The following is a 17,064-nucleotide window of genomic DNA, read 5'->3' as shown; positions in this document are numbered from 1 at the left end:
GGTCACCTCGGGGGTCGCGGGTCGTCGGGCGGCCGGAGACCGCGGGCTTCGGACGCGGCGGCGGGCAGCCCGCCGAGGACGAGGTCGACGAGGCCGTCGACGACGGCCTCGCGCGGCACGTCGTCGGCGTGGTCCAGCCACCAGTCGCCGGCCGTCTGCACCATGCCGACGATCGCGTGCCCCCACACGTAGGCGCGGGTGCGGTCCGCCATCTCCCCCTCGGCGATCATCACCTCGGCCAGCTCCCGGCTCACGTCCCGGATCATGGTGCTCATCGCGCTGTGGGTGGCCGTGTCCTCGGCGCTCGCCCGGTGCATGAGGAACCGGTAGAGGTTGAGGTTCTTGGAGATCGTCGCCAGGTAGGTGTCGATGGTGGTGCGGGTGCGGTCGCGGATCGGGTCGCCGCGGGAGAACTCGTCCCGGATGCCCTCGATCAGCTTGCGCGTGTGCCGCTCGGCCAGCGCCTGGTAGAGGCCGCTCTTGTCGCCGAAGTGGCGGTACAGGATCGGCTTGCTGATCCCCGCCTCCGCGGCGATCGCGGCCATGGACGCCTCGGGCCCCTCGCGCTGGATGACCCGGTCGGCCGCCTCCAGCAGGGCGCGGCGGCGGCCGGGGTCGCGCCGTGGTCCGGGCCGGCCCGCCGCACTCGTCATGACAGCACGGTATCCGGGGGTGTTACCCGGTGACAACACCGGCCGGCCCGCGGGCGGGGAGGCGCGCCCGCCGCGGGCCGGCCGCCCGCGGGCGGGTCAGCCGAAGTCGAGGTCAGAGCACTGGTAGAAGGCGTTGCCGGTGTCGGCGATGTCCCACACGGCGAGCATGAGGTGCCGTCCGTGCCTCTGCGGGAGCGTCCCGGTGTGGGTGGTCTGGCCGGAGGGCGGCCGCCCGTTGTAGTTCTGCTGGAGGAACGGCGTGAGTTCCAGAGCGTCCCGGGTCAGCGGCCTGGTGGCGTCCCACCCGTCCTTGGTGAGGAAGTAGCGGAAGGACGTGGTGGCGTGCGCCGCGGTGAACTGCCAGCTGATGGCGAACGACTGGCCGGCGGTCACCCTCGTCGCGGGCCACCCGGTACCGCCGCGCTGGTCGTCGAGCGGCGCCCAGCGCCCGTCGGCGCCGGCGCAGATCCTCCCGTCGCCCGGTCCGCGCTGGGGAACCCCTTCGGGCCCTCGACGCCGTCGGGGTCCCACTGGATCTGGCCGCAGTTGCGGACCTGGTGCGTCCCGCACAGGTAGCTGCGGCTCGGGGGCGAGGTGGTGTACCCGTGGGACCAGGCCGGCACGGCGAGCGCCAGCGGCAGCCCGGCGGTCACGGCGGCGGCCACGGCGAGGCTGGTCTTCCTTGGCATCCTGCTTCTCCTTGGCGGGGGAGGTACGGCGTACCTGGAGGCGGAGGGGAGCCGGCCCGGAGGCTAACTCTAAGGAAACCTTCCTTTTAGAAAATCGCGGCGCCCTCCCGCTCCGTCAACCGGACCGGTCGGGTCCCGGCACGCGGAGACAAGCCCCTGGCAGGCATCGCAAAGCCGCGGGCCTCCCCCGCCGCACACGGCGAGGCGGGGGGCGGACGCTCGCCGCCCCCCGCCTCGCCCGGCCGCTCCTACCGGGCGAACGCCTGGAGCTCGGCGGTCCGCACGATGCCCGCGCTCGGGCTCGCGGTGCCGCAGTCGGTGGCCGACCGCGGGTCGGCGTCCTGCTCCCCCGCGTAGGCCGGCGCGCCGGTGCACTGGCTGGAGACCACCTCGAGGCGCAGGTGCGTCGCGGTGACGTCCCGCAGGTCGAACGAGCGCATGATCAGGTCGGGCGCCGTGGGCCGCGGCCGGTCGGCCGGGAAGGCGTCGGACGGGCTGGTGTAGACGGTGCGGTACGAGGCGTTCTGAGCGCAGTCCCCCTTGGAGGCGTCGCAGGCCAGCAGCCGGAAGGCGCGCAGCGCCGTGAACCGGTTCTGCGTGCCGCCCGCGCCCTCCGGGTCGCCCGCCACCGCTGGCCGCAGCAGCGCGCTCACCTGCACCCGGCCGACCCTGACCGGGCGGTCGCCTGCCAGGTCCACGGTGACCTGGCGTCCGGCGACCGGAGCCGTCACCGACTGCCAGTTGGTCGCCTCCGTCTCGTCCAGCAGCGCGGCCTGCGACGCGCCGTCGCCGGCCGCCGTCGCGCCGTTGGCGCCCGCGGCCTCGTTGCGGGACATCGCCACCGGCAGGGTCCGCTGCGACGCGCCGATCGCGGCGGTGAACCTCCGGTGCCCGACGCCCGCGCCCACCGCGACGAAGGAGTACCGGCCCGGGGTGAGCGCGACGGTGTCGCCGAGCGGGGTCGCCGGGTCGGTGTCGGCGACCGGGACCGCGCGGGCCTCGTAGTCGCCCACGTACAGGCGCACCTTGCCGCCCTTGGCGTCCCCGAGGGGCGTGAGCCGGACCTGGGCGTTGCGCGACAGGGGCGAGGCGAAGCTCGGCGCCGGGTCGGCGTCGGCCGGGCCGTTGCTGGCGGCGTCCTTCCCGAGGCCGTGCTCGGCGAAGACCTTCCACATCATCTCGTGGTTTCGGCCGCCGAAGCGGAGGGTGTCGGCGGCCAGCAGGGCGTCGCGGTGGTCGACGTAGCTGACCGCGCCGCCGGCCATGAGCAGCAGCGCGTCGAACGACAGCTGCGCCCAGCGCCGGTTGCCCGGGCACTTCGCCACCGGCACCGTCCCGTCGGCGCACCCGCGCTGCGACGCGGCGCTGCCGTCGCCGTACCTCCGGACGAACGCCTGGCGCAGGTCGAACTGGGTGGCCGTCCAGATCTCGCCGTCGGCGTGGACCTGGGTGCCCACGAGGTCGTATCCGAGGTCGGCGTAGTTCAGCGGGCTCCGGCTCATGTCGTAGTTGCGGATCCCGGCGCGCCGGTCTCCGGTGACGTACCCGCCGATGACGTACGGCGTGCGGCCGGGCTGGCGCAGCCCGTACTCGTTGAGGTACTCCATGGCGAACAGGTCGGAGGTGCTCTCGTTCATGGCGCCCGCCTGCGGCCCGCTCCACCCGGCGTCCGGTCCGGCGATCATGCGGCCGGAGATGGCGTGGGTGTACTCGTGGCCGATGACGCTCATGTCGAAGTCGCCGTCGACGCACGGCGGGTAGAACGAGCCCGCGATCGGCTGCCACAGGTACATGTTGGTGATGGCGGGCGTCCCGTCCGGCGGGGTGATCTGGTTGGCGTTGTCGCGGACGGTCGGGAAGCGCGCCCCGGCCTGCGCGTTGCCCTGCTCGGGGTCGCCGCCGAGCCCGCCGCGCTCACCGTTGTCGGCCTGCATGTTCCAGGCCGACTCGGTGAACCCGAGCCGGTACGACCAGTCGTGCATCCGGTTGTGCTGGACGAACAGGTTGGACATGGCCGCTTCCAGGTCCGCCTCCTGCGGGCTGTCCAACGTCGCGGGGTCGCACTTGCCCGTGTGCCACTGGTTGGTCCACGGGTAGGTGTAGTTCCGGTCGGGCTTCGGCGCGCTGGTGCGGGTCCCCACCGTGAAGGGGTCGCTGCTCGCGCGGTTCTCGTACGACCTCGCCGCGTTGCCCACGGTCGTCGCGCTGGGCGCGCCGGTCGCGGGGTCGACGTCCCAGGGCCGTCCGCTGGAGGGGTCGCCGCCGACGGCGCGGCACCCCGCCGCGGGCGCGAAGCACCAGGTCTCCCGGGTGTCGCGGGAGGAGTAGTCGCCGGACGGGGTCGCGGGGAACACCGCCCAGCGCGGGTTGTCGCTGTCGTGGTCGACGAGGTTCTCCCGGACGAGCACCGAGCCGGTCCGGGCGTCGACGTAGGAGGTGACGGCCTTCGGCTCCGCCCCGGAGGCGTCCATCAGCGTGACCTGGTAGGCGCTGCGGACGCCCTCGGCCGTGGGCACCGCGACGAGCCGCGCCTTGCGGGGGTCGCCGGCCGAGGCGGAGATGCCCGCGTCCCGCCCGGCCGCGGCCACCGCGTCCTTCGGGGAGAGCACGGCGGGCGCCGGGGCGGCGCCGTCCCGGGAGAGGGTCGAGGTGACCGAGACGACCTCGCCGCCGGCCACCCCCACCGCCACCAGCCCGTCGTAGCCGGCGGGAAGGCCGCCGAACCGCTGGCGCAGCAGCACGGCCGCGCCGCCGCCGACCGGGTTGACGGCGACCTTCTCCAGGGCGCCGACGGCGGCGGCGTCGAGGCCGAACAGGTCCCGGTGCCCGGCCAGGTACGCGCGGGCGGCCTTCTCCGGATCCCCGGGCAGCCCGCCGGCCAGGGGCTCGGCATCGGTCACCGAGGCGGGGGTGCCGAGCCCGTTCCACCGCACGGTCACGCCGCGGGCGGCGCCCACCTGGCGGCTCGTCGGGGCCAGCCGCCCCGGCCGGGCGTCCTTGTCGGCCGGTTCGGTGCCCTCTCCCGGCGGGCGCGGGCGGGGAGGTGGCGGTTCGGCCCGTCCGGGAACCGCGAGGGCGGCGGTGAGGAGTGTTCCGGTGGCCGCCAGAGCGGTCACGGTGGTCCAGCGCTTCCTGGGCACCATTGCCTCCTGGAGGCGGGCCGAAGGGCCCGGTCTCGGGGGGATCGGCCGGGGGGACACCCGGCCGATCTAGAGACAAGCAGCGCTCACACCACTCACCTATGGCGAATCACCACATTTACGACGTGTCGCCGTGCGGCGGTCTTCGCCCTTGACACCGCCGTTTCCTCGAAAATCCCACGTCAGGCGCCTGGTCGCCCCCGGTCGGCCACGGCCGCCGCGACCGCCCGACCGGTTGACCGGGCCCGGCCACCGCTCGTCGCGACGCCGATGCCCCCTCACCGGGTCGAGAACAGACCCTGACCTGCCTGTGGTCTTCGCCCACCCGGCGCCGGGGAGGGAGCAGGATGATCGCCGCGTTCAACACGCCGCGCCGGAACCCGCGCGCGACGCGGCGCCGGGAGAACCATGAACTGGACACGATCGCGCCGGACGGCCGCGCTGGGGGTGCTCGCCGGATCGGTCGCCGTGGCCCCGGCGGCCGCGGGGCCCGCCCACGCCTCCCCGGTCGGGCCTCGACCGTCAGGCGACGCCGCGGCCGCGAAGGGGGCCGGCCCGCGCACGCCCCCGCCGCCTCGACTCCCGCGAGACTTCCACGGCACCGGCGAATGGATCGTCCGGGATCTCGGTATCACGGTCCCGTTCACCTGGGCGGGCAGGGACGGGAACAGCCAGATGATCGCGGGCGGCCCGGGATACCCGATCTGGTTCACGAACCTCATCTACGAGAACTCCCTCTACACCCTGACCTATAAATGGCCCGGCCTCAGCGACCACCGGTGCTCGCGGATCCCGGGATTCGACCTCGGCGTCCTCAACCGGAAACTCAGGACGGCGCGGTTCGTCGGGCGGGAGATCCTGCAGCGCAGGCCGCAGCGGTACGTCGACCACTGGCGGGTCGGTGTCGTCGCACCGCAACTGCCTCCGGGGAAGCACCTCAGGTTCCCGATCGCGCTCGGCGACGTCTACGTCGACCAACGCGATCCGACGACCTTCTGGCAGGTGCTGCAGTTCGGCCTCCAGAACCTGTACGACCCCGAACTGGACGAGTGGCTGGTGATGTCGAGCTTCGAGCACGGCCCGGGCAGGGTCGCGCTGCCCCGCCGCTGCCCGCCGCCCGCACCGTGACGCCGCCGGGCCCCGGCGCGGAGCCGGCGGGCTAGTCCCGGGCCGGGGCGACGGCCCGGATGATCAGGGCCGTCGACGGCAGGGCGAACGCGCCGCCGCTGGACCGGTAGGGCTTGGTGGCGTCGGCGAAGGCCTGCCAGGTGCCGGGGTCGTCCGCGGACCCGAAGCGCTCCGCGACCTTCCCCAGCAGCATCGGCGGCGTCACGGCCTTGGTGAACGCGACGCACTGCTCGACGGAGTCGAACGGGAACCGCACGGCGAACTCGGTCACCGACACGTCGGTGAACCCCGCCGCGGCGACCTCGGCGGTGAGGCGCTCCGGGTCGGCCATGCTGAACGGGCCCGGCATGCCCGGCGGCGGGGGCGGCAGTCCGAGCCGCTCGCTCAGCACCCGGAAGCCCAGCGAGATCGCCGGCGCGCTGGGCGCCTCGCTCCAGACCGCCGCGGCGAGCACGCCGCCGGGGACCAGGAGCCGGGCGAGGCCGCGGAAGGCGGCGACGCGGTCCACCGCGAACATCAGCCCCCAGCGGCTGAGCACGACGTCGAACGAGCCCGCGGGCAGGTCGATGGACTCCACGTCCGCCTCGGCGAACCCGATGTTGGGCGTGCCCTCGGCCCGGCGCCTGGCCAGGTCGAGCATCGCCGGGGAGATGTCCACCCCGGTCACCCTCCCGGTGGGCCCCACCCGCCGGGCCGCCGTCAGAGCGGGCTCCCCGTGGCCGGTCCCGACGTCGAGGACCGCGTGGCCCGCCCGCACGCCGCCGAGGTCGAGCAGCAGCCGCGTCACCGCGGCCGCCCCGAGCTCGAACCTGTCCTGCGCCGCCGCCCAGTTCGAGCTGAGGGCGTCCCAGGAGGCCCGCTGCCCCTGCTTGACGGCGGCCGGGTCGATGTCCGCGGCCGTCACGAGTTCACCTCCACGTCCCGCGGCACGTGCATCGTGAGCGGCTCCCACCACTCGCGGTTGTCCCGGTACCAGGCGACGGTCTCCGCGAGGCCGGCCCCGAGGTCCCGGCGCGGCCGGAACCCGAGCTCTTTGGCGATCTTCGTGCAGTCCATCGCGTACCGGCGGTCGTGCCCCTTGCGGTCCCGGACGTACGACACCGCGTCCCAGCCCGCGCCGCACTGGGCGAGCAGCCGGCCGGTCAGCTCGCGGTTGGTCAGCGGGACGCCGCCGACGTTGTAGACCTCGCCCGCCCGGCCCCTCGTCAGCGCCAGGTGCACGGCGCGGCAGTGGTCGTCGACGTGGAGCCACTCGCGGACGTGGAGCCCGTCGCCGTACAGCGGGACCTTCCCCCCGTCGAGCAGCTCGGTGACGAACAGCGGGACGATCTTCTCGGGGAACTGGTACGGGCCGTAGGTGTTGGAGCCCCGCGTGATCCGGACGTCCATCCCGAAGGTCCGGTGGCAGGCGAGCACGACGAGGTCGGCCGCGGCCTTGGACGCCGCGTACGGGTTCCCGGGCGACAGCGGGTCCCGCTCGCTCCAGCGCCCCGTCCCGATCGGCCCGTACACCTCGTCGGTCGACACGTGCACGAACGGGGCGGTGCCGTGGCGCCGCGCCGCCTCCAGCAGCGTCTGCGTGCCGAGGACGTTGGTGACGACGAAGTCCTGCGCGCACCGGATCGACCGGTCGACGTGGGACTCCGCGGCGAAGTGGACGATCGCGTCGTGGCCGGCGACGAGATCGTCGACCACCGCGGCGTCCGCGACGTCCCCGTGGACGAAGGCGAAGCCCGGCGCGCGGCGCACCGGGTCGAGGTTGGCCGGGTTGCCGGCGTAGGTGAGCTTGTCCAGGACGGTGACCTGGTGCGCGCCGCCTCCGGCCCGCCCCGGGCCGAGGAGCCGGCGCACGTAGTGGGACCCGACGAAGCCGGCGCCGCCGGTCACGAGGATCCTCATGAGCCGGTCCGCGCCCGGCCGGGGGCGCCGCGGACCCTCACCGCCCGCTCCGCGCCAGCCGGTCGCGGGCCGCGGCCAGATGCTCCGGCGTCGTGCCGCAGCAGCCGCCGACCACGTCCAGGGCGAACTCCGCGTCCCAGCGGGCGATCAGGTCGGCGAACTCGTCCGGCCCGAGCGCGGCGGGGACGTGCCGGTCGACGTGCGCCGAACGGGGGATGCCCGCGCGGTCCTCGATGTTGGGGTAGGCGCCGATCGGGCCGGAGCAGGCGTCCCGCAGCGCCCGCAGCGCCGTCTCGCTGCCCGCGGGAGCGGTGCAGTTGACGAGCACGGCCTCGGCGCCGTCCCGTTCGGCGGCGGCGGCCGCCTCGGCCAGCTTCTCCCCCGACAGCAGCCGGGCGTCGGCGTCGCACACGAAGCCGACCCAGGCGCGGGCGCCCGCCCGCCGCACCTCCTCCAGCGCGATGCGCGCCTCGCGCTCGGAGTTCATCGTCTCGATCAGCACGAGGTCCACGCCCACCCGCATCAGCTCCGTCGCCAGCCAGCGGTGCTCGGCGCGCAGCTCGTCGTCGGAGGGGACCAGGTCGGGCCGGTAGCAGTCCTCGACCGGCCCCACCGAACCCGCGACCAGCGGGCCGCCCGCGTCCCGCGGCCCGTCCGCCCGCCCGTCCTGGACGGCGCGCACCGCCGACTGGGCCACGCCGACGGCGGCGTGCACCATCCACGCCAGGCCGGCGTCGAAGAGGCCGAGGCGGGTGAGCGCCCGCAGGTTGCACCGGAAGGTGTTGGCGGTGATCACCTGCGCTCCGGCGTCCAGGTAGCCCTGGTGGATCCCGCGCAGCCGCGTGCGGTCGGCCTCGGTGTTCATGGCCCGGTTGGTCCACCAGGGGCCGTCGACGCTCATACCCGCGCGCTGCAGCTCGGTCGCGGTCGCGCCGTCCAGCCACAGGGGCCCGCCGCCTCCGGACCGGCGTCCGCCGGATAGCTCGTTCATGTGTCCGTCCCTCCGCAGTTCAGAGCGCGTCCATCAGGTCCCGCACCAGGTCGGCGGGGTCCTCGATGCCCGCCGACACCCGAATGAGGTCGTCCGAGATGCCCAGCCGCCCCCGGACCTCGCGGGGGACGGAGGCGTGGGTCATCATGGCGGGGCACTCGATGAGCGAGCGCACGCCGCCGAGGCTGACCGCGCACGCGTACAGCCGCACCCGGTCCAGGAGCTTCTCCGGATCGCCGAGGTACTCGAAGCTCAGGATCGACCCGGGCGCCGACATCTGCCGGGCCGCCACCTCGTGCTGCGGGTGCTCGGGCAGCCCCGGGTAGTGGAGGGCGCCCACCCGCGCGGACCCCCGCAGGGCCTCCGCGATCGCCTCCGCGTTGCCGACCTGCCGCGCCGTGCGGAGCGACAGCGTCTTGAGCCCGCGATGCACCAGGAAGCAGTCGAAGCCGCCGGGCACGCCGCCCGTGGTGGTGCGGTGGGACGACAGCTCGCGGTGCAGTTCCTCGTCGTCGTAGACCAGGGCGCCGCCGACGACGTCGGAGTGGCCGGCGATCGACTTGGTGGTGCTGTACAGGGTGATGTCGGCGCCGAACCGCAGCGGCCGCTGCAGCGCCGGCCCGGCGAGGGTGTTGTCCACCACCACGCGGGCGCCCGCCCGCCGGGCCCGCTCGCACACCACCGAGAGGTCGGCGACCTTGAGCAGCGGGTTGGTCGGCGCCTCCACCCAGATCATGTCCACGTCGTCGCCGAGCGCGGCGTCGAGGGCGCGCGCGTCGGTGAGGTCGACGTGGTCCACGGTGATGCCGTACCGGCCGAGCAGCGCGAACAGGGACCGGGTGCCGCCGTACACGTCGTCCGAGGCGATCAGCCTCCGGCCGGCGCGGAGCAGGGACAGCGCCGCGGTCCCCGCCGCCTGCCCCGAGCTGAAGGCGAGGGCGAAGCGCGCGTCCTCCAGCCCCGCCAGGCAGCGTTCGAGGGCCTCCCGCGTCGGGTTCTCGCCGCGCGAGTAGAAGTAGCGCAGCGGGTCCTGGACCCGCCGCTCGAACGTGGCCGCGACATGGACGGGCGGCACCACGTCTCCGGTGACGCCGTCGGGTTCCTGGCCGAGGTGGACCAGCCTGGTGTCGAAGCGCATGTCACAGGAACCGCGTGGTCGGGTGGTCGGTGGTCCAGGTGCCGGGCCGCACCGTGCGCAGTGCCTCCGCCACGACGTCGATCTCGTGAGCGGTGTTGTAGACGGCGAAGGACATCCGCACGGTCCCGAGCAGGCCCATCTCGTCCAGGAAGGTGCTGGCGCAGTGGACGCCGCTGCGCACGGCCACGCCGTGGCCGTCCAGATGCCCGCCGACGTCGTAGGGGTGGACGCCGTCGACGACGAACGACACGATCCCGCTGGGCTCCGCGGCGGGGTCGCCGACGACCCGCACGCCGCCGATCCGCCGCAGCGACTCGACCGCGTACCGCACCAGCGCCTCGTCGTGCCGCCGCACGGCGTCCCAGCCGAGATCGCGGACGTACCGCAGCGCGGCGGCCAGGCCGACGGCTCCGGCGACGTTCGGGGTACCCGCCTCGAAGCGGGCGGGCCCGGGGACGTAGCGGACGGGCTCGGTGTGGCTCACCCCCTTCACCGTCCCTCCGCCGACCTGGTAGGGCGGCAGCTCCGCGAGCAGGTCCCGCCTGCCGTACAGGGCGCCGGTGCCCATCGGGCCGTAGGCCTTGTGCCCCGAGAAGCAGTAGAAGTCGGCGTCGAGTTCGCGCACGTCCACCGGCGCGTGCGGCACCGCCTGGGCGCCGTCCACAACGACCGGGACACCGCGCCGGTGCGCCTCGGCGATCATCGCGCGCACCGGGTTGACGGTGCCCAGCACGTTGGACACGTGGGCGACGGCCGCGATCCGGACCCGGGGGCCGAGGACGGCGGCGAAGGCCGCGGCGTCGACGGCGCCCCGCTCGTCCACGGGGGCGACCACCAGTTCCGCCCCCGCCCGCTCGCAGAGCCGCCGCCACGGCAGCAGGTTGGAGTTGTGCTCCATGCCCGTGACGACGACCTGGTCCCCCCGGCCGACGAGCCGGGCGCCGAAGCCGTCCGCGACCAGGTTCACCGCGTCCGTGGTGCCCCGGGTGAACACGATCTCGTCGGCGTGCTCGGCGCCGAGCGCCTGCCGCACGGTCTCGCGCGCCTCCTCGTAGCGGTCGGTGGAGGCCATGCTCAGCCGGTAGTACCCGCGGCCCACGTTGCTGTTCGCCGTCGAGTAGTAGTCGACGAGCGCGTCGAGGACCGCCCGCGGCTTCTGCGCCGTCGCGGCGTTGTCGAGGTAGACGAGCGGCTCGCCGCCCTGCGCGGTCGCCAGGATCGGGAAGTCGTCCCTGATGGATCTGGGGAGGAACGCCTGCTCCGCGAGCCGTGCCGGAGATCCCCCTCCCTGCGGCATCACGTCAGTCATCCGGACTCCTCTCGGGCTGGAACAGGCTCGTGAACGCGTCGAGGAACCGCGCCGGGAACGCGAAGACCTTCTGCTCGGGGTACGGGCGGCGGGCCGGCGGCAGGTGGCCGGGGTCGCCGGGGGCCGGCAGCCGGCCCGCGCCGTCCAGGAGGTGCGGGCCGTAGAAGAACCAGCAGATCTGACCGATCTGCTCGGTGAACAGGATCGGGCGCACGTCCCGCGAGTACGTGTGCATGTGGCAGAAGGCCGCGAGGAACTCCCCCTTGGGGCCGAAGCCGTTGCCCAGCATCACGTGCCCGAAGATGTCGTGCACGGCGCGGAACAGGTCGTTGTGGCAGAACTCCACGCCGTCGACCACGACGCCCGACGGCCCGGACAGCGGGTGGTCGCCGGCGGCCGGGGACGGCCCGTGGCCCGCGCTGGTCAGGTAGACGTGGAGCCGTCCGGTCCGGTGCACGCTCTCGCGCAGGTGCCGCGACCCCTCGTACGGCTGCCCTTCCCCGAGCCACGGGGCGATCTCGATGCCGGCCTCCACGATCGACCGGAACTGCCGGAGGTTCTGGCGCTTCAACCGGTCGTAGCGCCGGCGCAGGCCCGCGTCGCCGCCCCGCATGGGCGCGCGGTCGTAGTACGCCGCCACGGCCCGGCAGTAGTCCTCGTCCAGCCGGACGGCGGTGCGGGCCAGCCGGGCGATCGAGGGGCCGTGCCCGCCCGCGGGGGCCCACTGGTCGGCATAGCGCTGCGCCAGCGAGGACAGGTCGACGCCGGCAGGGCGTTCCTCGGTCACCATCTCCCGTTCCGGAGGTCACGAGCGCGAGGTCACTCACTTAACTATCATATAGCAAGTGATCGGGCGACTCCAACGGCCATGTCGGGAAGCTCCCTCAAGGACGGGCAGTCGGCACCCGTGCGAGCGGCTGGCGTCGCAGGCCAGCCCGGGACAACATCACTTTACTAATATATTGTAACTAAGCCCGGCAGCGCCGAAGGCGCGGAGAACGACGAGGAAGGCGACCATGGAATTCTTGTCAGATTCTCCAAGCCCGCGGATCGCGATCCTGGGGTTCGGCTACATCGGCTCGTGCCTCGGGGTGGCGCTGGCGGGGCGCGGGATGAGCGTCGTCGGCATCGACAGCGACGCGGCGATGGTCGCCGAGCTGCGGGCCGGCCGCTGCGCGATCCCCGAGCCGGGGCTGGCCGAGGCGCTGGCCCCTCTCGTCGCGAGCGGGCGGCTGGCGTGCACGACCGACTACGGCGTCCTCGCGGACGCCGACGTCGTGCTCATCACGGTCGGCACGCCCGTCGACGGGAACGGCGCCCTGCTGACCGCGCAGCTGGAGGAGGTGTGCCGGCAGCTCGCGCTCCGGCTGCGGACCGGCCAGCTGGTCATCCTGAAGAGCACCGTCGCCCCCGGGACCACGCGCACGCTGGTGGTCCCGCTGCTGGAGAGCGGCGGACTGGTCGAGGGCCGGGACTTCGGCCTCGCCTACTGCCCGGAGCGGCTGGCCGAGGGGGACGCGCTCGCCCAGCTGCGCGAACTGGCGGTCGTCGTCGGCGGGTGCGGACCCGCCGGCACGGCGGCGGCGGCGCGGTTCTGGAAGGCGGCGCTGGGCGTGCCCGTCCGGATCGTGCCCACGGCCGACATCGCCGAGATCGTCAAGCTGGCCAACAACTGGTGGATCGACGCGAACGTCGCGATGGCCAACGAACTGGCCCGGTTCTGCGCGCTGTTCGAGGTCGACGTGATGGAGGTGATCGCGGCGGCGAACTCGCTGCCCAAGGGGGACGGACGGGTCAACATCCTGCGGCCCGGCGCGGGCGTCGGCGGACCGTGCCTGACCAAGGACCCGTGGATGACCTGGCGCACCGCCCGGGACCGCGGCGTCCGGCTGCGGACGGTGGAGACGGCGCGGCACGTCAACGACGCCATGCCCGGGTACGCCTACGAGGTCATCAGGGACGGCCTCGCCAAGATGGGCAAGGACCTGGCGTCGGCGAGGATCGCCGTTCTCGGCGCCGCCTTCAAGAACGACACCGGCGACCTGCGCAACACCCCCGCCAGGGGGGTGGTCCAGGCCCTCCAGGCGGCCGGGGCGGAGGTACGGGTCTTCGACCCGCTCGCCGACAGGGAGCGGATCCGGGCGGAGGTGGGCGGCTCCCCCGCCGACGACCTCGACCAGGCGGTGGAGGGCGCCGACTCCGTCGCCTTCCTCGCCGGGCACCGGCAGTTCCGCCGCATCGACCTTGAGAGGCTGCGGCGGCTGGTCGCGATGCCGTGCCTGGTCTTCGACGGGCGCATGCACTACCGGGCGGAGACGATCCAGCGGCTCCGCGACCTCGGGTTCGGCTACCGCGGGATCGGGCGGTGAGCCGTGACGCGGACGCCGCCCCAATGCTATGTTTTTATATAGTTTCTGCTCGATGAGAACCATCGTCTACGGGATGGCGCTGTGGCGGACCACGAGACGGCGTTGCGCGGCGGAGCGGAGACCGGGGAGTCGGTCCTCGTCGAAGGGGCGGCCTTCCGGCTCGGATCGCCGGAGTGGGTGCTCGACTGGCTGGCCGAGCAGGACCAGCCCTTCCCCACGCCCTGGTTCCGCGACGAGACACCGCAGGCGCTCGTGGAGGTCGCGCCCTTCGTGATCGACCGCCACCCGGTCACCTGCGGCCGGTACGCGGCCTTCGTGGAGGCCACCGGGTACCGGACGGTCGCCGAGCGCCGCGGCTGGAGCCTGGTCTACGGGGCCGACTACTGGCAGGCGGCTCCCGGCGCGTCCTGGCGCCGTCCGGCCGGGCGGGACACCGGTTACGTCCCGCCGGACGACCACCCCGCCGTCCACATCGCGGTCGAGGACGCCGAGGCCTTCGCCGCGTGGGCGGGCGGGCGGCTGCCGACGGAGGCGGAGTGGGAGCTCGCCGCGCGCGGCCCCGGGTACCGGCTGTGGCCGTGGGGCGACGAGTGGTCGCGCGAGCGGACCAACACCACCGAGCTGCGGCTGGGGGACGCCACCCGCAGCGCCGCCGAATGGCGCGCGTGGTGGAGGGAGCTCCAGGACGAGCGGGGCCCGGTCCCTTTGACCACCCCCGTCGGGAGTTTCAGCCCGCACGGCGACAGCCCCTACGGGGTGGCGGACATGGCGGGCAACGTCTACGAGTGGACGGCCTCGCCGAGCCGGCTCTACGGCCCGTCGCCCGACTGCGACGAGTCGCTGCTGAGCGTGATGGGCCGCTTCCGCGTCATCCGCGGCGGCTCCTGGATGAACCTGCGCTTCCAGGCCCGCACCAGCGAGCGCCTGCACGGCGACCCGACCGGATGGGCCTGCTTCGCCAGTGGTTTCCGATGCGTCCGCGACCCGTGAGGATGCCCCATGCCCCACCTCATCGTCCCCGGCAGCTGGCACAACGTGACCTCCGGCAAGGTGCGCTCGGAGCTGCCCGCGGCCACCCTGCGCGAGCTCCTGGAGACGTTCGTGCGCTCGCACCCGGAGGCCGGCTACCGGCTCTACTCCCCGGCCGGCGACCTGCTGCCCTACCACCTGTTCCTCGTCGACGGCGAGCAGGTGCCCCGCGCGACGCCGCCGGGCGACGTCGCGCTCGCGCCCGGCAGCCGCGTCGAGATCATCCCGCCGCTGGCGGGAGGCTAGGCCTCCCGCCGGGCCCGGCCCGCCGCGGCGGTCACCAGCCCGACCTGATCGTGTCCGCGATGTGGGCGCGCTCCTCCTCGGACAGCCACCAGCCGACGGGCACGTAGACCACGCGGTCGTGCACGCCGTCCAGGCCCGGCAGCTCCTCCCGGGCCGCGGCGACGCAGCTGTGGGCGTCGTTGCGCCGGGAGATGACGCTCGTCATGATCCCGGCGTCGGCCATCTTCCGCATGAAGGACGCGCGGTCGGCCACCTTCAGCGGGTACGCCCAGAACGAGGGCTCCCGGTCGTCGGCCCGCTCGGTGTGCTCGACGCCCGCGATCCCCGACAGCTCCTTGTCGTAGAAGGCGGCGTTCCGGCGCGTCCGTGCGAGCAGGCCGTCGACGATCTCCAGATTGGACAGCCCGATCGCGGCGGAGATGTCGTTCATCGGGAACCGGTAGCCCCACTCGGCGACGTCGTAGTCGCCGTGCACCCGGTCGGCCTGCCGCTCGATGCCGAGCCAGCGGCGCAGCCGGGCCCGCCGGTGCAGGTCGTCGTCGGGCAGCACGATCAGCCCGCCGCTTCCGGCGGTGAGGACCTTGATGGCGCCGAAGCTGTACACGCAGACGTTCCCGTGGTTGCCGAGCGGCGCCCCCCGGTAGGTGGCGCCCCAGGCCTGCGCGCAGTCCTCGATCACCACGGGACGGAACCCGTGGGCCTCCTCGGCCCGGTCGACGATCTCGCGCAGCCGGTTGAGGTCCACCGGATAGCCCAGCCAGTGGACGACGACGATCGCGCGGGTGGCCGGCGAGATCTTCGCGGCGAGGTCGTCGAGGTCGATCGTCAGCGTGGCCGGATCGACGTCGACCCAGCGCACGCGCAGCCCGTGGGCCAGGATCGGCCAGTTCGTGGCCTCGAAGGTCAGCGGCGTGCTCAGCACCTCGCCCGGCCCGCCGGCGCCGCCGGGTGGCTGGACGGTCGCGGGGAACCGGTCGGGGTCGGCCACCATGCTGAACGCGAGGTGGAGACCGGAGGTGCCGCAGTTGACGGCCAGGACGCGCGGGTTGCCGAGGCGCAGCGCCAGGGCCTTCTCGAACTCGACCACCTTGGGTCCGTGCTCCAGGCGGCCGCTGCCGAGCACCTCGGAGACGCGGCCGGGGGCGTCCGGCGCCATCGCGACCTTGAACAGCGGAATCATCGCGGACTCCCTCTCGTCGGGGCGACGCCCGGCCGATCTTAGTACCTTTTTTTAAAGTTACGGCGCGGCCTTCCTCCCGGTCAACGCTCCCGTGCGAGATAGGCCTCCAGCACATCGGCGGCGCGGGCGGCGCCGCCGGCCCGGACCGCGTTCTCCCGCATGCGGCGCACCCGTTCCCGCGTGGCCCGGTCGCCCGCCAGCTCCTCCACCGCCTCGCGCAGCCGCGCGCCGGTGAACTCCGACGCGGGGACCACCGTCCCCAGCCCGAGCTCCCCCACCCGCCGGGCCATCGGCTTGACGTCGAACGTGAACGGCACGACGACCATGGGCCGGCCCGCGGTCAGCGCGTCCATCACCGCTCCGATGCCCCCGTGGGTGACGAGCAGGCGCGCGTGTTCGAGCACGGCGGGGAGGGAGACCCACGGGTGCGCCTCGACGTTCGGGGGCAGGGGGCCGAGATCGCCCGTCTCGACCCGGTCCCCCAGGGCCATCACCACGTGCCACGGCGTGCCCGCGAACGCCTCCGCGCACTGCCGGTAGAAGTCGGGGTGGTCGTTGAAGGTCGTCCCCAGCGAGATCACCACCACCGGCGCGCCGTCCCGCGGGGGCCGCCACGTGCCGGGCCGCTCCTCCCGCGCGGCCGAGCGCCCGACGAACGCGAAGCGCTCGTCGAAGGTGTCCTGCGCGATCTGGAACTCGCGGGGCACGAGGACCAGGTTGAGGTCCTCGACGCGGTCGGCGAACTCCCCCGCCCGGTCCCCCAGGCCGTACTCGGCGAGCAGGCCGGCCAGCCTCGCGTCGACGACGCCCCGCGTGCGCTCGTCGACGCCGCCGGTCTCCTCGATCATCTCCCGGGAGTAGGAGTACGCGTGGTTGGAGGCGAAGCCCGGGTTGATCCGGCACGCGGGGCGCTTCCAGACGGCCGCCAGCGCCTGGCCGGCGATGATCGGCACTTCCCCGTACAGCACCAGGTCCGGCGCGTCCTCGCCGTAGTGCGCGTGCGCCGCCCGCAGGATCGCCTCGTTCTCGGCGAGGTACAGCAGGTGCGGCCGGGCGGGGTCGTCGTCCGCGAACGCCTCGGCCGCGCCGGAGGCCCCCGATTCGTAGGGGATGACCGCCGCACCGGTCCGCTCGACCAGTTCCGCGTACTCCGGCGATGTCACGTACCCGACCCCGTGCCCGCGCCGGACCAGCTCCGACACCACGGGAAGGGTGGGAAGCACGCTGCCGTGATTGGCGACGTTGGCAAGGACGATCCGGTAGGGCGCTGCGCTCCGCATGGCGGTAGCATCG

Annotated in this window: 14 protein-coding genes and 1 pseudogene; 4 read left to right on the top strand and 11 right to left on the bottom strand. The window is 74.0% G+C overall.

The genetic code is table 11. From position 1 onward, the window contains the following. Positions 1–2 precede the first annotated feature (2 nt). The 3 genes and pseudogenes from BKA00_RS08010 to BKA00_RS08000 all read right to left on the bottom strand — a co-directional run bounded on the left by BKA00_RS08010 (position 3) and on the right by BKA00_RS08000 (position 4,485). Positions 3–653 (bottom strand): TetR family transcriptional regulator, encoded by a 651-nt coding sequence (locus tag BKA00_RS08010; protein WP_185024310.1) that lies wholly within the window; start codon positions 651–653, stop codon positions 3–5. Positions 654–749: 96 nt separating this feature from the next. Next, positions 750–1,342 (bottom strand): annotated as a pseudogene (locus BKA00_RS08005) (lytic polysaccharide monooxygenase auxiliary activity family 9 protein). A gap of 248 nt (positions 1,343–1,590) precedes the next feature. Further along, entirely contained in the window at positions 1,591–4,485 is a 2,895-nt protein-coding gene (locus BKA00_RS08000) for a M36 family metallopeptidase (RefSeq protein ID WP_185024309.1), read from the bottom strand. Positions 4,486–4,890: 405 nt separating this feature from the next. Between BKA00_RS08000 and BKA00_RS07995 the strand changes: the two genes are divergently transcribed. Beyond that, positions 4,891–5,610, top strand: coding sequence for a hypothetical protein (locus BKA00_RS07995; protein WP_185024308.1), 720 nt, complete (start codon positions 4,891–4,893; stop codon positions 5,608–5,610). A 31-nt stretch (positions 5,611–5,641) separates the two neighbouring features. Here BKA00_RS07995 and BKA00_RS07990 read toward each other — a convergent pair whose 3' ends face one another. From BKA00_RS07990 to BKA00_RS07965, 6 genes are read right to left on the bottom strand one after another with little or no spacing between them, the layout of a single operon-like run. Beyond that, positions 5,642–6,514: a class I SAM-dependent methyltransferase gene (locus BKA00_RS07990; RefSeq protein WP_185024307.1), complete on the bottom strand. Its 873-nt coding sequence runs from the start codon at positions 6,512–6,514 to the stop codon at positions 5,642–5,644. Next, positions 6,511–7,509 (bottom strand): dTDP-glucose 4,6-dehydratase, encoded by a 999-nt coding sequence (rfbB, locus tag BKA00_RS07985; RefSeq protein ID WP_185024306.1) that lies wholly within the window; start codon positions 7,507–7,509, stop codon positions 6,511–6,513. Before rfbB ends, BKA00_RS07990 begins: the two co-directional genes overlap by 4 nt. Positions 7,510–7,546: 37 nt before the next feature. Then, complete coding sequence (locus tag BKA00_RS07980; protein ID WP_185024305.1) at positions 7,547–8,500, bottom strand: homocysteine S-methyltransferase family protein; 954 nt, start codon at positions 8,498–8,500, stop codon at positions 7,547–7,549. A gap of 19 nt (positions 8,501–8,519) precedes the next feature. Then, positions 8,520–9,638: a trans-sulfuration enzyme family protein gene (locus tag BKA00_RS07975; protein ID WP_185024304.1), complete on the bottom strand. Its 1,119-nt coding sequence runs from the start codon at positions 9,636–9,638 to the stop codon at positions 8,520–8,522. A gap of 1 nt (position 9,639) precedes the next feature. Next, positions 9,640–10,947 carry an aminotransferase class V-fold PLP-dependent enzyme gene (locus BKA00_RS07970; RefSeq protein ID WP_185024303.1) on the bottom strand — a complete coding sequence of 436 codons (1,308 nt, stop codon included), beginning with the start codon at positions 10,945–10,947 and terminating at the stop codon, positions 9,640–9,642. Further along, complete coding sequence (locus BKA00_RS07965) at positions 10,940–11,737, bottom strand: hypothetical protein (RefSeq protein ID WP_185024302.1); 798 nt, start codon at positions 11,735–11,737, stop codon at positions 10,940–10,942. The genes BKA00_RS07970 and BKA00_RS07965 overlap by 8 nt, the downstream gene beginning before the upstream one ends. A gap of 226 nt (positions 11,738–11,963) precedes the next feature. On the opposite strand from BKA00_RS07965, the gene BKA00_RS07960 reads away from it, so the two are divergent. The 3 genes from BKA00_RS07960 to BKA00_RS07950 all read left to right on the top strand — a co-directional run bounded on the left by BKA00_RS07960 (position 11,964) and on the right by BKA00_RS07950 (position 14,591). Continuing rightward, entirely contained in the window at positions 11,964–13,316 is a 1,353-nt protein-coding gene (locus BKA00_RS07960; protein ID WP_185024301.1) for a nucleotide sugar dehydrogenase, read from the top strand. 81 nt (positions 13,317–13,397) lie between these two features. Beyond that, positions 13,398–14,306, top strand: a complete 909-nt coding sequence (locus BKA00_RS07955; RefSeq protein ID WP_221493059.1) for a formylglycine-generating enzyme family protein — start codon at positions 13,398–13,400, stop codon at positions 14,304–14,306. A 9-nt stretch (positions 14,307–14,315) separates the two neighbouring features. Next, positions 14,316–14,591, top strand: coding sequence for a MoaD/ThiS family protein (locus BKA00_RS07950; protein WP_185024300.1), 276 nt, complete (start codon positions 14,316–14,318; stop codon positions 14,589–14,591). A 31-nt stretch (positions 14,592–14,622) separates the two neighbouring features. Here BKA00_RS07950 and BKA00_RS07945 read toward each other — a convergent pair whose 3' ends face one another. Both BKA00_RS07945 and BKA00_RS07940 read right to left on the bottom strand, forming a co-directional pair. Then, a complete protein-coding gene (locus BKA00_RS07945; protein ID WP_185024299.1) occupies positions 14,623–15,771 on the bottom strand; it encodes a DegT/DnrJ/EryC1/StrS family aminotransferase in 1,149 nt (382 codons plus the stop codon). A gap of 80 nt (positions 15,772–15,851) precedes the next feature. After that, positions 15,852–17,051: a macrolide family glycosyltransferase gene (locus BKA00_RS07940; RefSeq protein WP_185024298.1), complete on the bottom strand. Its 1,200-nt coding sequence runs from the start codon at positions 17,049–17,051 to the stop codon at positions 15,852–15,854. Positions 17,052–17,064 lie beyond the last annotated feature (13 nt).

Origin of the sequence: Actinomadura coerulea, assembly GCF_014208105.1 — a bacterium.
Taxonomy (GTDB): domain Bacteria; phylum Actinomycetota; class Actinomycetes; order Streptosporangiales; family Streptosporangiaceae; genus Spirillospora; species Spirillospora coerulea.
The sequence above is the reverse complement of the archived record's forward strand: the minus strand, read 5'-3'. Positions and strand labels throughout refer to the sequence as shown.